The 17,777-nt window shown below is 39.6% G+C and carries 16 protein-coding genes; 11 read left to right on the top strand and 5 right to left on the bottom strand.

The annotated features are described in order from the left end of the window. The first annotated feature begins 131 nt into the window (after nucleotides 1–131). From recQ to ACWF5P_RS18600, 3 genes are all read left to right on the top strand, one after another. On the top strand, nucleotides 132–2,258 hold the full coding sequence (gene recQ, locus ACWF5P_RS18610) for a DNA helicase RecQ (protein ID WP_452445169.1): 2,127 nt from the start codon (nucleotides 132–134) through the stop codon (nucleotides 2,256–2,258). 126 nt (nucleotides 2,259–2,384) lie between these two features. After that, on the top strand, nucleotides 2,385–2,591 hold the full coding sequence (locus ACWF5P_RS18605; protein ID WP_061463486.1) for a cold-inducible protein YdjO-related protein: 207 nt from the start codon (nucleotides 2,385–2,387) through the stop codon (nucleotides 2,589–2,591). Nucleotides 2,592–3,433: 842 nt separating this feature from the next. Further along, the gene (locus ACWF5P_RS18600) at nucleotides 3,434–3,628 is read left to right on the top strand and encodes a cold-shock protein (protein ID WP_034307294.1); all 195 of its coding nucleotides are present in this window, start codon (nucleotides 3,434–3,436) and stop codon (nucleotides 3,626–3,628) included. Between the two features lie 85 nt (nucleotides 3,629–3,713). On the opposite strand, the gene ACWF5P_RS18595 is transcribed toward ACWF5P_RS18600, so the two are convergent. Then, nucleotides 3,714–4,586 carry a YitT family protein gene (locus ACWF5P_RS18595; protein ID WP_397315077.1) on the bottom strand — a complete coding sequence of 291 codons (873 nt, stop codon included), beginning with the start codon at nucleotides 4,584–4,586 and terminating at the stop codon, nucleotides 3,714–3,716. A gap of 416 nt (nucleotides 4,587–5,002) precedes the next feature. Here ACWF5P_RS18595 and ACWF5P_RS18590 point away from each other — a divergent pair, with 416 nt between their 5' ends. The 7 genes from ACWF5P_RS18590 (at nucleotide 5,003) to ACWF5P_RS18560 (ending at nucleotide 13,394) form a co-directional block, all read left to right on the top strand. Next, the gene (locus tag ACWF5P_RS18590) at nucleotides 5,003–7,135 is read left to right on the top strand and encodes a PAS domain S-box protein (protein WP_434167099.1); all 2,133 of its coding nucleotides are present in this window, start codon (nucleotides 5,003–5,005) and stop codon (nucleotides 7,133–7,135) included. 68 nt (nucleotides 7,136–7,203) lie between these two features. Next, nucleotides 7,204–8,400: an MFS transporter gene (locus ACWF5P_RS18585; protein ID WP_434167098.1), complete on the top strand. Its 1,197-nt coding sequence runs from the start codon at nucleotides 7,204–7,206 to the stop codon at nucleotides 8,398–8,400. Between the two features lie 391 nt (nucleotides 8,401–8,791). Beyond that, nucleotides 8,792–9,583 (top strand): SGNH/GDSL hydrolase family protein, encoded by a 792-nt coding sequence (locus tag ACWF5P_RS18580; RefSeq protein ID WP_434167097.1) that lies wholly within the window; start codon nucleotides 8,792–8,794, stop codon nucleotides 9,581–9,583. Further along, nucleotides 9,580–10,494: an ABC transporter ATP-binding protein gene (locus ACWF5P_RS18575; protein WP_230175807.1), complete on the top strand. Its 915-nt coding sequence runs from the start codon at nucleotides 9,580–9,582 to the stop codon at nucleotides 10,492–10,494. Before ACWF5P_RS18580 ends, ACWF5P_RS18575 begins: the two co-directional genes overlap by 4 nt. Next, nucleotides 10,487–11,467 (top strand): ABC transporter permease, encoded by a 981-nt coding sequence (locus ACWF5P_RS18570; RefSeq protein WP_402937343.1) that lies wholly within the window; start codon nucleotides 10,487–10,489, stop codon nucleotides 11,465–11,467. Before ACWF5P_RS18575 ends, ACWF5P_RS18570 begins: the two co-directional genes overlap by 8 nt. Before the next feature lie 578 nt (nucleotides 11,468–12,045). After that, entirely contained in the window at nucleotides 12,046–12,882 is an 837-nt protein-coding gene (locus tag ACWF5P_RS18565) for an MBL fold metallo-hydrolase (protein WP_434167096.1), read from the top strand. A gap of 80 nt (nucleotides 12,883–12,962) precedes the next feature. Further along, on the top strand, nucleotides 12,963–13,394 hold the full coding sequence (locus ACWF5P_RS18560; protein ID WP_101225112.1) for a CBS domain-containing protein: 432 nt from the start codon (nucleotides 12,963–12,965) through the stop codon (nucleotides 13,392–13,394). 42 nt (nucleotides 13,395–13,436) lie between these two features. On the opposite strand, the gene ACWF5P_RS18555 is transcribed toward ACWF5P_RS18560, so the two are convergent. Next, nucleotides 13,437–15,410 carry a prolyl oligopeptidase family serine peptidase gene (locus ACWF5P_RS18555; RefSeq protein ID WP_434167095.1) on the bottom strand — a complete coding sequence of 658 codons (1,974 nt, stop codon included), beginning with the start codon at nucleotides 15,408–15,410 and terminating at the stop codon, nucleotides 13,437–13,439. Nucleotides 15,411–15,580: 170 nt separating this feature from the next. After that, the gene (locus ACWF5P_RS18550; RefSeq protein ID WP_434167094.1) at nucleotides 15,581–15,901 is read right to left on the bottom strand and encodes a YckD family protein; all 321 of its coding nucleotides are present in this window, start codon (nucleotides 15,899–15,901) and stop codon (nucleotides 15,581–15,583) included. 238 nt (nucleotides 15,902–16,139) lie between these two features. Here ACWF5P_RS18550 and ACWF5P_RS18545 point away from each other — a divergent pair, with 238 nt between their 5' ends. Beyond that, nucleotides 16,140–16,286, top strand: a complete 147-nt coding sequence (locus ACWF5P_RS18545) for a lmo0937 family membrane protein (RefSeq protein WP_157831131.1) — start codon at nucleotides 16,140–16,142, stop codon at nucleotides 16,284–16,286. 91 nt (nucleotides 16,287–16,377) lie between these two features. Here ACWF5P_RS18545 and ACWF5P_RS18540 read toward each other — a convergent pair whose 3' ends face one another. After that, nucleotides 16,378–17,295, bottom strand: a complete 918-nt coding sequence (locus ACWF5P_RS18540) for an FAD-dependent oxidoreductase (protein WP_434167093.1) — start codon at nucleotides 17,293–17,295, stop codon at nucleotides 16,378–16,380. Nucleotides 17,296–17,435: 140 nt separating this feature from the next. Further along, on the bottom strand, nucleotides 17,436–17,759 hold the full coding sequence (locus ACWF5P_RS18535) for a winged helix-turn-helix transcriptional regulator (protein WP_101225109.1): 324 nt from the start codon (nucleotides 17,757–17,759) through the stop codon (nucleotides 17,436–17,438). Nucleotides 17,760–17,777 lie beyond the last annotated feature (18 nt).

The raw sequence follows: 17,777 nt of genomic DNA, 5'->3' as shown, positions 1-17,777 counted from the left end.
TATTTAAAAAGCAGACACAGGCATAATGTGTCTGCTTTTTTTGTCCTTTAGGTTGTCGGGAAAAGCAGGTACAATGGAAGAAGTAGATCCTTATAAATCCTTAGAAGGTAAATAGGAGGAATAGTGAATTGATGGAAAAAGCACGTGAATATTTACAAGAATACTTTGGTTATGAGTCATTCCGAAAAGGTCAGGAACAGATTATCGAACAGGTATTGGGAGGAATAAACACGGCGGGAATCATGCCTACCGGCGGAGGTAAATCAATATGTTACCAAATTCCAGCCCTTCTGTTACCAGGTGTAACACTCGTTATATCCCCACTAATTTCCTTGATGAAGGATCAAGTAGATGCCCTCGAACAAACTGGGATTGATGCCACGTTTCTTAATAGCTCCATTTCTGGGTTGGAATCATCCAATAGAATGAACGATATTAAACACGGTAGATATAAGTTGGTTTATTTGGCGCCGGAACGATTGGAAAATCCTGCATTTCAACAGGATTTATTTAATGTGGATATTTCATTGGTAGCCATCGATGAGGCCCACTGTATATCTCAATGGGGTCATGACTTCAGACCAAGCTATTTAAAAATCAAAACCTTATTGAAAAACATGCCATCAGCTCCGACAGTACTGGCATTAACCGCAACAGCCACACCGCATGTGACGGAAGATATATGTCAGTCGCTCGGAATAACAGAGCAGCATACAATATCAACGGGATTTTCCAGAGATAACCTGTTCTTTTCCGTAGTGAAAGAAGAAAATCGCGGCCGGTTTTTAATGCGCTATTTAGAGAAAAACAAAAATGAATCGGGTATCATCTATGCAGCCACTAGGAAAGAAGTCGATTCCTTGTATGCGAAGCTTATAAAAGCTGGATTCAAAACAGGTCGATACCATGCTGGAATGAATGAAAAAGACCGTTCGGAACAGCAAGATCAATTCATTCGTGATGACATACCCTTGATGGTAGCGACATCTGCCTTTGGTATGGGTATCGATAAATCGAATGTTAGATACGTCATCCATTACCAGACTCCAAAGAACATGGAGAGTTATTACCAGGAAGCGGGCCGTGCAGGGAGGGATGGTTTGGATAGTGAATGTATCCTTTTATATTCCCCTCAAGATATGCAGATACAGCGTTTCTTGATTGATCAATCAAATCCCTCGCAGGAGTGGCAAGCCCAGGAATTGAAGAAATTGAACAGAATGAAGGATTATTGTTTTACCGAAGGGTGTTTGCAAGCCTTCATTCTGCGATACTTTGGAGAAGAAAACCCTGAAGATTGCGGTCATTGCGAAAATTGTACAGATAAACGTGACTCTGTTGAAGTAACTATACAGGCACAGATGGTCCTTTCATGCATGTTGAGAATGGGTGAGCGATTCGGTAAAACGATGATTTCCCAAGTTCTTACGGGATCACGCAATAAGAAAATTGAAGAGTTCGGATTCCAGAAGCTCTCAACTTATGGAATCATCAATGATCAATCAGCGAAGGATGTAGGTGATTTCATTGATTTCCTGACAGCAAAACAGTATATCGAAATGACGGGCGGACAGTTTCCGGTTCTTAAAGTTACCAATGCTGGCAGGGAAGTGCTTTTGGGACAGAAAAAAGTACTGCGTAAGGAAATAAAAAAAGTAAGCAGCATCAGTGCTGATCATGGGCTGTTTGAAGAGTTGAGGCAGTTAAGAAAAGAATTGGCAAGTACGGAAAATGTACCTCCATTCATTATTTTTTCCGATGCATCCCTGAAAGATATGGCCGTCAAACTGCCGAGGACGGAAGAGGAATTCCTGGAAGTGAAAGGGGTGGGGGTGCAGAAATTCGAACGCTTCGGAGCTGCGTTTTTACAAGTGATTTCCGAGTATGTACAGGCACATCCTGAATTAGAAACGAATACTATGGTTACAAAGGAAACGGTAAAGAGAGCAACTAAACCATCTCACTTAGAAAGCTATCGCTTATATCAGGAAGGTAAATCAATCAAGGAAATAGGGACATTGAGAGGATTGTCTGCCATTTCAATTGAAAATCATTTATTAAAGTGTGCAGAAGAACACTTGGATATCAAATGGGATGAGATTTTCTTGGAGAAAGATTTTAATCTTGTTTTGAAAACTGCGAAACAATTGGATTCTGACAAATTGAAACCATTAAAAGAAGCCCTGCCTGAGCATATTTCCTACTTTATGATTAAGGCAATCTTGGTTAAAGCAGGACTGGAAAACGAAAGGTGTTAAGGTTTTTTGGATAATTTCTTCATTGAATAAATAAGAATATGGTTTAATGCGTATACTAGGAATGATAAAAAGGTGAAATTTCGCGCCTTTAATCAGATTCTTTATATAAAAAAGAGGAGGTTGCTCATGTATTTTGGTAAAAAGAATTCAGAGGAACCAGAAATCGTTATGGAAGATACGATAGTATATGCGTGCGGATCAGCAGATTGTAATGGTTGGATGAGAAAAGATTTTGCCTCGGAAAACTATGATTGCCCAATGTGTGGAAGTCAATTAGTTGAGGAAGTCAGGGAACTTCCTAAAATTGAAAATGAATATAATGCGTTTAAATAAAAGAGGTGAATCTTAGCCTCTTTATTTTTTATTTTAAAATGAAGTAGGGCGGAGTGGTTTTATTCTGGATTAATGCTTTACATATAAAAATATGTGTGGTATCATTAAATTTCAGTGTTATGAAAAGAAAGCACTGGAGGGTAATTTAAAGTAACATTTTTATTAATAAAATAATTTTTCATCATTTTCATGATGAAGTAGAATCAAGTTAAACATATCTAGAAAAAAGAAATACATGTAATCACCAAGTATTTTCCTCGATCCATTTCTGTTCTTCATTAACTTACTTCTATGTACCATTTGTCTTTTGGAATTTAATCTACCCAATTGGAATTACGGACGGTTTTAATTAATAAACATGTACTTACAAGCTTTTATCTGATTCTCGCAGGCACGGTCTAGGAACCGTATGGATGGGAGAGAGGCAGGGCTTTCATTGTTTTAGGTTTTGGCATTAAAAATTACTCTCATGCTCGATGTTCCATCGAACGAGCAGGAAGAACCATATGAAATGGATTCTTAAACAGCGCAGTCTCGATTATCTTGAAGGGTAAGTCAGGGACTGTGTTTCATTTTGGGGACTACTTTCTTTTTTAGAATCTTTCCTCAAATATATAAAGCATATATATGTTATAATGGATATGAGATATGAAAAATTCATGTCGTAATCTCAAGTTCTTACCATTCAAAAAGTTTGGTTGAAAGAACAATGATCATACTTAGATTTGCGAATGGGTATTTACTCACAATTTAGATTAAACGCCATCTATTCTTCTTTTATCTTTATGGCTTGTGATCTGTTATGCAGGACGGAGTCAATTCAATTCTAAGGAGTGAGATATATGTATAGAAGAAATAATACGGAAGAAATCATTCCTGAAGAAACAAAGGTGTGGGAATGTACATCAGAAGATTGCAAAGGTTGGATTCGCGATAACTTTACAAGTAATGATGAACACGTTTGTCCGTTATGTAGCAGCGAGATGAAACCCGGCACCAGAATGCTTCAAGCAATCAACAATCCAAGAAACTATTAAGGTCATAAAAAAAGCTGAAGGGGATTCTCCCTTCAGCTTTTTTTATCTTTTTGCCAATTGGATCAAGCAAAAAGCAGGTGAATGATTAGTGGATATCTTTTTTCTTGAATCGACCGCCTCGAACTTCCGCGATATCCCCAACGGCAAGAAATGCAGATGGATCGAAACTTTTGACTATCTCTTTAAGTTTAGCTTCCTCAAGCCTGTTTATTACACAAAAGATGACTTTTTTATCATCACCAGAATATGCACCTTCACCAGCTAAAAAGGTTACGCCCCGTCCAAGGCGATTCATTATGGCATCACCGATATCATTAAATTCATCACTGATAATCCAAACAAATTTGGATTCGTCCAAACCTGCGATGACGATATCCATCGTTTTATATGCCACGAAGTAAGCAATGATCGAATACATGGCACGATCCCACGAGAATACGAAGCCCGCACTGCCAAGGATGAATAAATTAAAAAACATGACGATCTCCCCAACGGAAAAAGGGAGCTTCTTGCTAGCGAGTATGGCAAGTATTTCTGTACCATCCAATGAGCCGCCATATCGAATGACCATTCCAACACCAATGCCAAGAATCATTCCGCCGAAAGCGGACGCTAGGAGGATATCTTGAGTGAAAGCTGGTACATGATGAAGCAATGTAGTGGTAATGGAAAGGACTAAAATTCCATAAAGGGTAGATAATGCGAAGGTTTTGCCGATTTGTTTATAACCGATAAAAAAGAAAGGAAGATTCAAAATGAATAGAAAGATTCCGAGCTTCCATCCAGTAATGTAAGATAACATAATCGATATACCCGTTATGCCCCCGTCGATTACGTTATTCGGCACTAAAAAAATCTCGAGGCCGACAGCCATCAAAACCGCACCGATTGTAATTAGTAGACCTCTTTGTAAAACTTGTCTCAGTGTTAATTTTTTATGCTGGGTCTTCTTATGCATAATTTCTGTTGTACTTGCACCTGCCAGGTCTGACATAATCATGCCACCCACTCCTTCTCTCTATATAGGTTCTATTTAATTATAAACCTATAGGTATAATTAAATAAAGAAATTAACATTCTTGATTAATATATTCTCGAATAATTATTTCTGTTATTGATAATGTCCTGCAATGATGAAACAGGGTTGAAAATGCTTGTCAATACCATGTAATCCTATTCTACTCCTTACAAAACAATAGTATTTCTAATTTTTATGATTTTATGATGGAATCCAGCATTTTCTTGAGATATAAGGAGCGCCGAAATAGTCAGTGTGTAAATATATAGGAGTAAGGAAATAAAAAACCTTTGAGGTACTATGGATTTCCATTACAATATAGGAGAATAGAACGTTTGAGGTGGTCAAGTAAAAAAATGGAACAATCAATAGTGGCATCAAATCCTGTCCTCTTTATGATTGCAGTACTTTTGATAATAATGGCGTGCTATACGGCGTTGGATTTACTGACAACATTACTGACGATAGAGAAATATAAACGCCTGGTGTATATTGGGAGCAGCTGCTCTATGGGAGTGGCTATTTGGACTCTTAATTTTGTGGTCATATTCACCCTTGATAATTCAGGAATGGCAGCATACAACATTGCTACAATAATTTTTTCGTTAGCATTGGCGATAGCTCTCGCAGGAGTTGGGTTATTGGCCATATCGTATAAGACACAAGTGTTGCAAATCGTTTTTTGCGGCTTCATGTTTACGATGGCCATTTTATCCAATTATATAATGGGAACATCTTCTTTAAACCATTCTTTGCACTTTAGTCCATTGTCGGTCTTCAGTACGCTTTTAAGTATCTTTAGTTTATTTGTAGCAGCACTTGCAATATTATTTTATTTTAATAAATTAAGTCAATCCTCGCTAAAGCCAATCAGTACTCTCTTGATGAGCGGGGCAATCATTGAAGGCTATTATCTTTTTTTAAGAGTGTTACCGATGAACACGAAAAATGAAACGGGTGAATTTGTTCCACTCACCCCATTTATGCTTTATCTTACATGCTTCGTTTCATTATTCATCCTTGCCAGCTTGATCGCTTCAAGTACGATAGTTGGCCGGCGGTTGGCAAAAAGCGACAATACTGTGAGCGATATCCGTTCTGCTTTAGATCAATCGGCGATAGTCGCCATCACGGATGCAAAAGGAATCATTACATATGTTAACGAAAAATTCCTGGAAATATCACAATATGAAAAACATGAACTAGTAGGGAAAAATCATTCCATCATCAATTCTGGTTATCATACAAAAGAATTTTTCGCTGACCTATGGCTAACGATCAGCCAAGGGAAAACATGGCATGGTGAAATATGCAACCGGGCTAAAGACGGTAATTTTTATTGGGTGGATACAACTATCGTTCCCTTTATGAAAAAAGGTAAGCCATATCAATATATTTCGATCCGTTCAGATATTTCCAGTCGTAAAAAAGCAGAAAATGCACTAAAGGGGTCAATCAAGGAACTGGAGGATATGCAATATGCAATCAACCAATCCTTGATTGTGGCGATTACCGATGATAAAGGAGTCATTATCGAAGTGAATGATAAGTTCTCCGAGGTTTCCGGTTATGGGAGAGATGAACTGCTAGGCCATACACATAAGATAGTTAATTCTGGATACCATTCAAAGGAATTCTTTGAACATATGTGGAAAACCGTCCATGAACGGAAAGTTTGGCATGGTGAAATTAGAAACAAGGCGAAAGACGGCAGTTTTTATTGGGTCGATACAACAATTGTTCCATTTTTCAGCGAAGAAGGAAAGCCATTTCAGTTTCTGGCACTTAGATATGATATAACTGAGCGTAAACAATCGGAAGAGATGCTCCATCGGCAGGATAAATTAGCCGCTGTCGGTCAGCTTGCTGCTGGAGTGGCACATGAAATACGAAATCCGCTGACCTCCATGAAAGGGTATACGGAATTTTTGCAATTAGATGAAACGGACGAAAATAAACTGGAATATCTGGAAATAATCATGGACGAAATCAATCGTGTGAATGAGATAGTTGAAGAGTTCTTGCAATTGGCCAAACCACAGGCCTTGATATTGGAATCGAAGAATCTTGTGCCGATCATTCAAAACGTCGTATCTTTGACGGATTTTGAAGCCAGGAAGAAGAACATCACGCTAATTTCGGATTTCAATGAAGAAGAGATCCTCGTTCGTTGTGATGAGAATCGATTAAAACAAGTCATTTTGAACTTCATTAAAAATGGTATGGAGGCTATGCCTGACGGTGGGGTCATAAAAGTCATGACTGAACTTAAAGAGGATAAAGTGCATATATCCATTACCGACACAGGAATTGGGATGCCGCCAGAGCAGCTTAAGAGACTGGGAGAACCATTCTTCACAACGAAAAAAACTGGTAATGGGTTAGGTCTCATGATCAGCTTTAAAATCATAGAAAGCCATTTGGGAAATGTCTTTGTCGAGAGTGAGGTCAATAAAGGTACAGTCTTTAATATCGTGCTCCCTATTTAATATCCATAATAGGAAGCAATGATTGAAATCAACAACTTTAAGAAGCTGTCTGCGTGGGGGAACTGGATTTGGATAAACAAAAGCATGTCAATATTATTAGCTTGAAGGTATTTTACTTATTTTCTTTTTTTGCAGTGGGAAGTTTAACACCGCTATTAAGCGTTTATTTGGCCAATGAGGCTGGTTTGTCCGGTATTGAAATAGGTACGATCATGTCTGTTGGACCGATAGTGATGATCGTTTTTCAACCTTTTTGGGGAATTGTCTGTGATTGGAGCGGGAGACCAGCAAAAATACTGGCAATTACATCGTTGCTTGCTGGTGTATTCGGTTTAGGCTACCTACTGTTCGAGCACTATTTACTTATCGTATCCGTCGCAATCGCTTTGGCTATCTTTCAAAGTGCGATAATACCGGTTTCAGATAGCATCACCCTTCAATATACAACAAAAATCAAATCGAATTATGGGAAAATCCGTTTATTCGGTTCACTTGGTTACGGTGTGGCCGTTTTTGTAATGGGAAGGCTATCTGAATCCTTCATGGGTCCTTCAGTGATATTTTATGCCTTTTTCTTCGGTCTTTTGATTGCGGCTAGTCTAGCTCTTCGTTTGCCTGAAGAGCCACCTGGTGAAAAGGTGAAGCTTTTCGGTGGAATGAAAGAATTGATCACCATGAAACGGTTTCTTATCTTTCTTGCCATAACGTTCCTGCTATTTGGTCCTAATCTCGCAAATAATGTATACTATGGTTTGTTTGTAGAGGCAAGGGGAGGGACATATACAGGAATTGGCATTGCTTTCCTTTTAGCTGTATTATCGGAAATCCCCTTTATGAGAATCGCAGGTACCTGGATTCATAAAATAGGCCTGCTGCCAATTACCTTATTGGCTGGAACGGCCTCATTGGTTCGCTGGGTTTTGTACTTCACCGAACCAAGCTTGGCTACCGTATATGTGACTTCGATCATTCAAGGGTTTTCACTTGGCTTATTCATTCCTGCAGCTTTACAATATATCAGGGAAGTTGTCCCTGCACGAATAACAGTAACTGCAATAACGCTTTATTCCGCCATTGGCAATGGATTGGGTAACTGGTTCAGTACCTTCAGCGGCGGGATAATATTGGAGAAATCTGGAATATATGCTGTCTATTTATTTTATGGTTTACTCACGCTGATCGGGATGCTGCTTACAATATGGCTCATGAGGTTAGATATAAAATTAAAAGTATTGGGAAAACCCATAGGTAAAATAGAAAAATGATGAAAAATATATCGAGGGACCTCTTAACCTTTCATGGTGAAGAGGTCTTTTTACTTGTCTCTCAACAAGTTTGAGAGAATGCCTGCTAAATGATCAAGCAGAAAACGCGAATGGGATTCATCCAATCCCTCAGACTGTATACAAACTTGATTAAAAGTTTTTTTTAGGATGTTTAACCGTTGATAGGAACCTAGGGCACTCGCTCCAATCAACTTTCTTATAAAATTTAGATAGAATCCCCTTTGTAACCCCTTTCAGCCTTTTTTTACTGGTAATTTTAAAAAGGAAAGGCTTTTATTAATTGGAATTTTTAACCAGAACAATCAGTTTTTTATTTTTGGAAATAATATGATTTAATGGAAGGTAGAGAATGAATGGAAGGATGAGTGTTTTGAGCAAACCAAAAGTGTTGGCTGCTACCATCGTATCAGCTCTTATCGGCCTGTTTTTTTTATTTTGCCTTGGATGGGCGATTACTGACCATTATGGAAAAGGAACTTCCGATAGAGAAGTAATGGAAGAAACTCCCATTAAAAATGATCTTCCTGATGATTTTACGGTAGTGGCATTAGGCGATTCATTGACACGCGGCACAGGTGATGAAACAGGGAAAGGCTACGTTGGACTTGTTGTTGAAGATTTGAAGAGCGAGTACAATAGAAAACCAATCATTCATAACCTCGGAATTAATGGACAAGTGTCTAAAGAATTGGTGCAGCAAGTGAAACAACCGGAAGTGAAGCGCCAAATCCAGGCAGCTGATGTTATTTTAGTTACAATCGGGGGTAACGATTTATTTCAAAAAGGCCAGACCCTGCTTGAATATGATCGTGAAGCTATATCTTTATCACAAAAGAATTTCTTGGGAAATTTAGATGAAATTTTTAAAGAATTCAATAAAGTCAATGATACAGCTACCATTTTATTGCTTGGGCTATATAATCCGTTTATAGATTTGGATGAAGACTTTGATACGAACCGCATTGTTCGTGACTGGAATAATGAAACGGCAGAAGTTGTGGCTCTTTATAAAAATGCAATTTTCGTTCCAACATTTGATTTATTTCAATTGTCGGTAAATGATTATTTGTATTCGGATAAATTTCACCCTAATAAGAAGGGGTACCGTTTAATTGCTGATAGAGTTGCTCCTTTAATAAAATGGGAGGGTGTGAAACGATGAAACAGGTGACATTGTCTGTCAGGGACTTGAGAAAAAGGATTGGCAAAAGGGAAATTATTAAAGGAATAGATTTTGAGCTGAATGAAGGTGAGGTTTTCGGCTTTTTAGGACCGAACGGAGCAGGCAAGACGACGACGATCCGCATGTTGGTCGGTTTGATTAAGCCATCCTCAGGTTCCATCCATATATGCGGATATGATGTCCGTCAGGAATTTACGAAGGCTATGAAGCAAATGGGCTGCATCGTTGAAAATCCAGAGTTGTATCCTTTTTTGAGCGGATGGGATAATTTGCTCCACTTTGCAAGAATGTTACCTGAAGTTGATGAAACAAGAATGATCGAGGTTGTTGAACTCGTCGGTCTGCAAGCGAGAATTCACGATAAAGTGAAGACTTATTCGTTAGGTATGAGGCAGCGCTTAGGAATCGCGCAGGCAATGCTGAACAGCCCTAAGCTCTTGATTTTGGATGAACCGACCAACGGTCTAGATCCTGCTGGAATCCGTGAAATGCGGCAATTCATCAGAAAGTTGGCTGAAGAAGAAGGTATGAGCGTTCTGGTTTCTTCACACTTATTAGGTGAAATACAGCAACTTTGTGACCGGGTTGCAATTATTAAAGGGGGGGAAATTATTAAAACGGATACGGTGGAAAGCTTATTATCCACGCAGGAGCGGATATTTTGGCGGGTGGAACCTATACAAAAGGGAGCGGAAATTCTTAGCAGCTTCACCGAAATTACCATAGATCAAAAATATATCATTACAGCCTATGATGAACTCAGAACACCCGAATGGAATGCTGCACTTAACCAAGCAGGGGTGAGGGTGCATGAAATGAATCGAAAGCTCCCGGGATTGGAAGAATTGTTTTTGCAAGTTACCGGTGTCGGAGGTGCAGGCATTGAATAACTTGATTCAAAATGAAATGATGAAGTTGTTGGCAAAGAAACGGTTAATCATAATCGGTATCATCGTGGGAATTTTAGTTCTGATGTTTACATATGCCCAATACAAACAAGTGGAAGAGCAGCGGAAGAAGTTGGGAACTGATGATTGGCGTTCAGCTCTTCAGCAGCAAATCATTGATACTCAAAATCGTTTGGGCTCGAATAGGATGCTCGATGAGTGGCGTGAACAGCTGCAAGTTAGTCTGAAGCAGCAGCAATATTATCTAGATCATGATATCAATCCCTCAGAACCAGGCGCAGCCACCTTTACACGCATGTTTTTGGAAAATGCAATCGATTTGTTCATTCCGCTGTTGATCATGATTGTGGCTAGTGATATGGTTTCCTCCGAAAGCAGTCAAGGGACGATCAAGCTTTTGTTGACCAGGCCAGTGGAGCGCTGGAAAATCTTATTGAGCAAATATGTAACATTATTATTATCAGTTTCGATTATCGTCGCGATGACAGCCTTATTATCTTACCTTTTATCAGGTATCGTTTTCGGATATCAAGGATGGGGGGCTCCTGTAATAACCGGATTCGAATTGAATGGGGCTGACGTGGATGTCAGTCAAGTAAGGTTAGTGGAACAATGGAAATTCCTATTGATGGATTTGGGACTTGTCTGGCTGGTGGCGGTTGTTGTAGGAACCCTTTCTTTCATGCTTTCGGTTTTAGTGAGAAGCACCCCTGCAGGCATGGGCATCATGCTGGCTGCATTAATTTCCGGGGCTATATTGAACAATATGGTTTCATCATGGGAATCAGCGAAATACTTTTTTATGGTGAATTTGAAATTGACCGCTTACATCAGCGGTACGGCTCCACCGATTGAAGGGATGACTTTATTATCCTCCGTCATTACTCTGCTCGTTTGGTGGGCGCTTGCTTTAATCGTATCTTTTACAGTATTTACCCGGCGGGATGTATACTGAGAAACAGCCTAACAAATTATAGGCTGTTTCAGTTTGTTGACATAGATGGTTCGGGAGTTTCGCACCCCGAACATGATTATAAAAGAAGACTCGGTTTAACTGGCTAGCCGAGACCCCTATAGATTCTTGGAACACAGTCGGCGGAAAGGGAGCGGATTTAAAGCGGGGACCGCAAAATAACAGCTCCAGAGTCCGAATAATGAAGTGAAGGTCGAAAAAATTCGTGGACGGTCGAATAAAGTGCAGGGAAGGTCGAATAACTTGCGTGGACGGTCGAATAAAGTGCGGTGAAGTTTGAATAACTTGCGTGGACGGTCGAATAAAGTGCGGGGAAGGTCGAATAACTGAGTGGACGGTCGAATAAAGTGTGGTGAAGGCCGAAAAACTGCATGTTCGGTCGAAAAAAGGTGCCTTGACTGTCGAAAAAAGTCATCTGCAACTTTTTTAAAGAACTGTAGGCAAACTCGCTGTCGAATCTTTCTTACTGTCTGAAACAGCCTATATAAATTATAGGTTGTTTTTTATTTTCTCGTACAGGGTATCCTTTAAAAAACATGTTCAAATTAGGAGGATTATAAATGGATGATAATCATTTGAATAAAAAATTCATGCCAATGACTTCAGTTTCCAGTGGAGATGTACAGATAATAACTGAGGATATTTATTGTCTGTCCGTCCAAATCGTTAATGTAATTTTTATAGGGTCACCCAAAGATGATGAATGGGTATTGATAGATGCAGGCATGCCGCGTTCAGCAGAGGTAATAAAGAAAACTGCTGAAGAAATATACGGACCGCAAAATCCACCTGCCGCGATTATTTTGACACATGGGCATTTCGATCATGTTGGTGCATTGATTGAGTTAATGGAGTATTGGAATGCTCCTGTCTATGCCCACATTAAAGAAATGCCTTATTTAACGGGACAGGAAAATTACCCCGAACCTGATCCTACTGTTGAAGGGGGGATGGTCGCTAAAATTTCATGGGTATTTCCGAATGAGGGAATCAACCTTGATGAAAAAGTTCAGCCATTGCCTGATGATCATAGTGTTCCCGGGCTTCACGATTGGAAATGGGTTCACACCCCTGGCCATTCGAAAGGACATATATCACTTTTCCGTGAAAGTGACCGAAGTTTGATTGCAGGAGATGCTTTTGTGAATGTCAGGCAAGATTCCCTATACAAGGTTATCACTCAGGAGAAAGAAATAGCAGGCCCGCCGCGGTATTTGACAACCGATTGGGAGGCTGCCAAGGAATCGGTAAGGTTATTGGAAAGTCTGAAGCCGACTGTTGCCATAACGGGACATGGTTATCCTGTAGAAGGGAAAGAACTGGAAATGGGTTTAGCGAAGCTTGCAAAGGAATTCGATTCATTAGCTAAACCGGATCACGGGAAATATGTGGAATGAAGCGTGAACGAGTTCCATGAATAATTTCTCTTCAGAAGTCAAAAATAAACAAGCAACTTATGAAAAATGGAGGGATTTCCGTGACTAATTTAAGAGATATCATGACAACAGACGTGGACTGTTGCACTGCGGAAGATAATATATATGAAGCAGCAGTCAAAATGAAGAATGATGATGTTGGTGTCATTCCTGTATTGGAGAATAACCATTTAATTGGTGTTATAACAGACAGGGATATTGTCATTCGCTGTGTTGCCGAGAAAAAGCCGAATTCGACTAGAATTACCGATGTCATTACCACCAATCTTGTAACAGGCACGCCTGATATGTCAGTGGAGGAAGCTGAGGAGTTAATGGCTACCGAACAAATCAGAAGGCTCCCTATCATTGAGAATGACAAGCTGGTCGGAGTCGTGGCATTAGGTGATCTTGCTGTACACCAACAGACAAATTCAATGGCGGGAAATGCTTTAAGTTCAATTTCCGAAGACAGAGACCAAATTCAACACTAAAAATAAAAACTCTGTTAGCTTTTGCTAACAGAGTTTTTATTTTTAAAGATATTTATTGAACCATCCTTTGATTTCCTCAACATGTTGCAAGCGCATTTTTGGAGATCCGCTTCGGGATACTTCATGAGTTTCATCTGGGAAAGAAACAAGTACCGCTTCTTTATTTTGACGTTTTAAGGCGACAAAAAATTGCTCGCTCTGTTCAATGGGACAGCGGAAGTCCTTATCACCGTGAAGTAAAAGTAAAGGGGTATTCACATTGGAGACATATTTTAATGGCGAGTGCTGCCATAATTTTTCAGCAGAGTTAACGATATCGCCGCCAACTTCCCACTCTGTAAAATAATAGCCAATGTCACTGACGCCATAAAAACTTAGCCAGTTACTTATGCAACGCTGAGTCACAGCGGCCTTGAAGCGGTTGGTATGTCCGATGATCCAATTTGTCATGAACCCTCCATAACTTCCTCCGGATACCCCTAAATTTTCATGGTCTATAAAATCATACGTAGCTAAAACGTGATCAACTCCAGCCATTAAGTCTTTATAATCCATGCCTCCATAATCGCCCCGGCAGGCATTTACGAAGTCTTGGCCATATCCTACACTCCCGCGCGGGTTAGTGAACAATACAGTATACCCTTCATTAGCCAAGGTCTGGAATTCATGAACATAGGTATTGGCATACATCATATGCGGTCCGCCGTGGATTTCTAAAATGAGCGGATATTTTTGATTACCATCAAAATCGGTCGGTCTCATGATCCAGCCGTGGATGGTAAGTCCATCAACGGATTGGAATGTTATTGGTTCAGCCGTGGACAAATGTTTATCCTTCAAAAAATCCTCATTAACAAAACTGATTTGTTCCTTATCGCCATTGGTAAGGTTATAAGCAAAGAGATCGCCGGGATGAACAGGTGTGCTGATGGCCACGACGGCACGGTGGCTTTCGGGATCTATAGTCAGGCCGTATATATGCTGCGGGTCAAGGATTGATGGATACATGGCTCCTTCAATCGAACCATAATATACCCCGGTATTTCCATAATCACTTATTAAAAAGTAAAAACCTTGGCTATCGTTTGTCCACAATATACCTGGGTCGACGGCTCCGATTTGGAAATCCCCAATTGCGGAATCGCCTATTTGGACGTCCCATCCATCGGTCAAACATTGAGTCGTTTGATCGAAAATGGAATATAACCAGATATTTGAAAAGGTGGCACCGGCAAATTCTTTATTATGGCCAATGAAAGATAGATGCTCGCCATTTGGAGACCATTTCGGATCTCTAAAGAAACCTGTACTATCCGTTATCTTCTCTAAAAATTTCGTTTCAAGGTCCATGATGAAAATATCGGAAAAAAGTTCATCATCACTTCTTTCTGCATCCCCGCTTATGAATGCAATATGCTGTCCGTCTGGGGACCATGCATTCGGTTGATGATCCACATTGTTTTCCGTTAGCAGTGTGGATTCTCCCTTAAAAATGTCCACTATAACTAGCTGCTGATATAACTGATCAAAATAGCCTCTTCCATCCCATTTATACTTAATCCGGTCATACCTATTAACTTTTTTGGTCAAATCATTTTCCTTATCCGTATTAAGGTTTTCGTCTTCCTTTAACCCGGTAGAAAGCAGTAACTTGGTGGAACAAGGAGACCAAATAGGTTTTGATGCGCCGTTAACGAAATGGGTCAACTGGCGAGCTTCCCCACCAATGCTCCCAATAATGTAGACTTGTTTTTTCCCTGATCTGTCTGATATAAAGGCGATATGCTTGCCGTCGGGGGACCAGGCTGGTGATGTATCGCGATTATCCCCAAACGTCCATTGCTTTGTTTCATTCGTAATCAGGCTGAACATAAACAGATTGGAAATGTATTTTTCCGTTTTTTCATCGATTCTGGTTTGGACATAAACCGCCATACTGCCATCCGGTGATAGCTTAGGATCGGTCACTGATTTCAAGTGAAATAAGTCTCTTGCTGTTATACCTATTTTGTTCATCCTTTTCACCCTTTCATTTCTCATAGTTATGTATTTCGCTAAAGAGAAATATAAATCCTTTAGTAAATGGTAAACGCGTAAGGTTTATTTATCAAGGACGAAAGAAATGAAAAAAATCCGGCCTTTTCGTCAGGTCGGATCATCTGGATATATAGGCGAAAAACTTACAATTACTTATGCATGTGTCTTGTATGTGGGCGGTGCGGCGGTATTTGGAAATTATGTTCTTCCATCATTTTATAATGTTGTTCAAAATGTGAAACCATTTTATCGGCTTCTTCTTTTGATAGCGCGCCATACTCAACATATTTTTGGATCAATATCTTTTTGTCAGCGAGTATCTGCTTTTGAATCTTGGCGATTTCAGATTTTTGAGCATCAGTGAATTGTACAAGTTCCGTTTTTGCTTTATTTTCCTCTGCAGCTGGGTGATTCAGGTTGACTAAGAATAGGGAACAGGCTGTTAAACAGATGACTAAAAACTTTTTCATGAATGAACGACTCCTTCTTTTGTTTTTTTGCCTTATGAAGAATTGTAGAGCATTTAAAACCTGAAAGTTTCTTCCTTGTAAATGTTTTTCTTTATGGAAGATTCCTTATTCCTTTATTATCATTTACAGCATTTACAGTTTTATGTAAAAAAATAGGTAAGGGTTTGTTAAAGAAAGATATGGGTAATTTAAATGTAAGCACAAAATTTTGATGTAACTTCGAAGAAAGGGGGGGATTATGATCTGGACGATTATTGGTGTAATAATATTATTATGGGTTCTTGGTCTAGTCTTTAAAGTGGCTGCAGGATTTATACATATCTTGCTTATCATCGCGGTCATTCTCATTTTGGTTAAAGTTTTTAAGGGAAGGAATCGAGTGTAGATATGTATTAAAGGCTAACGTGGAAAAGTTTAAAACAACAAATTGAAAGGCGGCCTGGTGAGCAGGCGCCTTTTAATTTTCCGTTATGCTGTCAATCGTAAGGAAGTGGCTGGCCTAACAGCCTCTTATGAATCCATATCGCTGCTTGGGTGCCATCCCCCATTGAAATGGTGACTTGTTCTGAATGGGCAACGAGGTCACCGCCTGCCCAGACTCCTTTAATATTCGTTTCTTTAGTCCGGGGATGAATCAAGACATGTTTGTTTTCATTGACTTGCACACCTAATTGTAGGGCTAGGTCATTATTTAGTTTGTTCCCTTTAAACGCCGTGAATGCTTTTTCAGCCTCGATTATTTTACCGGAGACCAATTGTATGCCCGTTAGCTGCTGTTTGTCGTCGACATGAACCTCACAAACTTCTTCTTCGATTACGGGAACCTGATTTTCCTTCAATTTTTCCTTATAATCATCATCAATTTTTGATTTCAAATGATTTACGTAAATGATATCCTTTGACCAATATAAAAGTGTAAGGGCCATGCCAGCACCCGTATTTCCGCCTCCAAGAACAACGGTTTTCTTATCCATGATCTCATACCCATCACAGTCAGGGCATATATATGTGGATGTCCCAAGAGTTTGATAGATGTTTTTGATTGGAGGAATGTTATCGGTAATGCCGGTACCGAGAAAAATCATTTTTGCTTGATATTGCCTGTCATTCTTTGTTTGGATAAAAAACTTGTCCTGTTTTTTTTCTAGAGCTGTCACTGTATCATCCAAGAATTCGACACCGAATTTTTCAGCGTGCTGTCTGCCAAGCGTCCTTAATTGTTTACCGCTTACCCCATCCGGCCATCCAAGAATGTTATGGTAAGCCTTGGCAATGGAGGAGCGGCCTTGAGAAGAATCAATGACGATAATATTATGTTTATATCTTCCGAGCTGTATAGCAGCCTGAATACCGGCTATACCTCCACCAATAATAATGCAATCTGCTTGTTTCATGAATTCACCGCCCATAATTTTGGAATAAACCTAGTGTTATTCTATCTGTAAAAAATATACCACTAGTCGCTGGCGCCTAAACAAAAAAGGAGGAAGTCCGCCAGCTGGCGGACCTTCCTCCTTTTCAGTTAATGCCTGTATCATTGTTCCTGTATTGGTTCGAGCCATTCTTGTGCCCAATTTTGAATTTCGTTCATTACCGGTGCAAGAGCCTTGCCTTTTTCAGTTAAAGAATATTCAATCCTGACCGGTGTCTCTGGATATACATCCCTTTTAACAATACCTTCAATTTCCAAGTCCTTTAAACGTTCGGAAAGAATCCTGCCGCTTATCGGGAATGCAGATTCAATATTACAAAACCGTTGAGGGCCATTAAGTAATTGATTGACAATCAATCCAGTCCAGCGTTTACTCAAGATTTGCATTCCTTTTTCAAATCGTGGACAAAGTGTCGTATTATTCATCTTATCACCTCATTATTA

It is taken from the genome of Peribacillus sp. NPDC055009 (assembly GCF_053608705.1).
Note: the sequence above shows the minus strand (reverse complement) of the source record. Positions and strands in the feature narration are given on the sequence as shown.

Coding starts and splice junctions, on each gene's coding strand:
- recQ (WP_452445169.1), top strand. CDS start 132: ATGGAAAAAGCACGTGAATATTTACAAGAATACTTTGGTTATGAGTCA.
- ACWF5P_RS18605 (WP_061463486.1), top strand. CDS start 2,385: ATGTATTTTGGTAAAAAGAATTCAGAGGAACCAGAAATCGTTATGGAA.
- ACWF5P_RS18600 (WP_034307294.1), top strand. CDS start 3,434: ATGTATAGAAGAAATAATACGGAAGAAATCATTCCTGAAGAAACAAAG.
- ACWF5P_RS18595 (WP_397315077.1), bottom strand. CDS start 4,586: ATGCATAAGAAGACCCAGCATAAAAAATTAACACTGAGACAAGTTTTA.
- ACWF5P_RS18590 (WP_434167099.1), top strand. CDS start 5,003: ATGGAACAATCAATAGTGGCATCAAATCCTGTCCTCTTTATGATTGCA.
- ACWF5P_RS18575 (WP_230175807.1), top strand. CDS start 9,580: ATGAAACAGGTGACATTGTCTGTCAGGGACTTGAGAAAAAGGATTGGC.
- ACWF5P_RS18565 (WP_434167096.1), top strand. CDS start 12,046: ATGGATGATAATCATTTGAATAAAAAATTCATGCCAATGACTTCAGTT.
- ACWF5P_RS18555 (WP_434167095.1), bottom strand. CDS start 15,410: ATGAACAAAATAGGTATAACAGCAAGAGACTTATTTCACTTGAAATCA.
- ACWF5P_RS18550 (WP_434167094.1), bottom strand. CDS start 15,901: ATGAAAAAGTTTTTAGTCATCTGTTTAACAGCCTGTTCCCTATTCTTA.
- ACWF5P_RS18545 (WP_157831131.1), top strand. CDS start 16,140: ATGATCTGGACGATTATTGGTGTAATAATATTATTATGGGTTCTTGGT.
- ACWF5P_RS18540 (WP_434167093.1), bottom strand. CDS start 17,295: ATGAAACAAGCAGATTGCATTATTATTGGTGGAGGTATAGCCGGTATT.
- ACWF5P_RS18535 (WP_101225109.1), bottom strand. CDS start 17,759: ATGAATAATACGACACTTTGTCCACGATTTGAAAAAGGAATGCAAATC.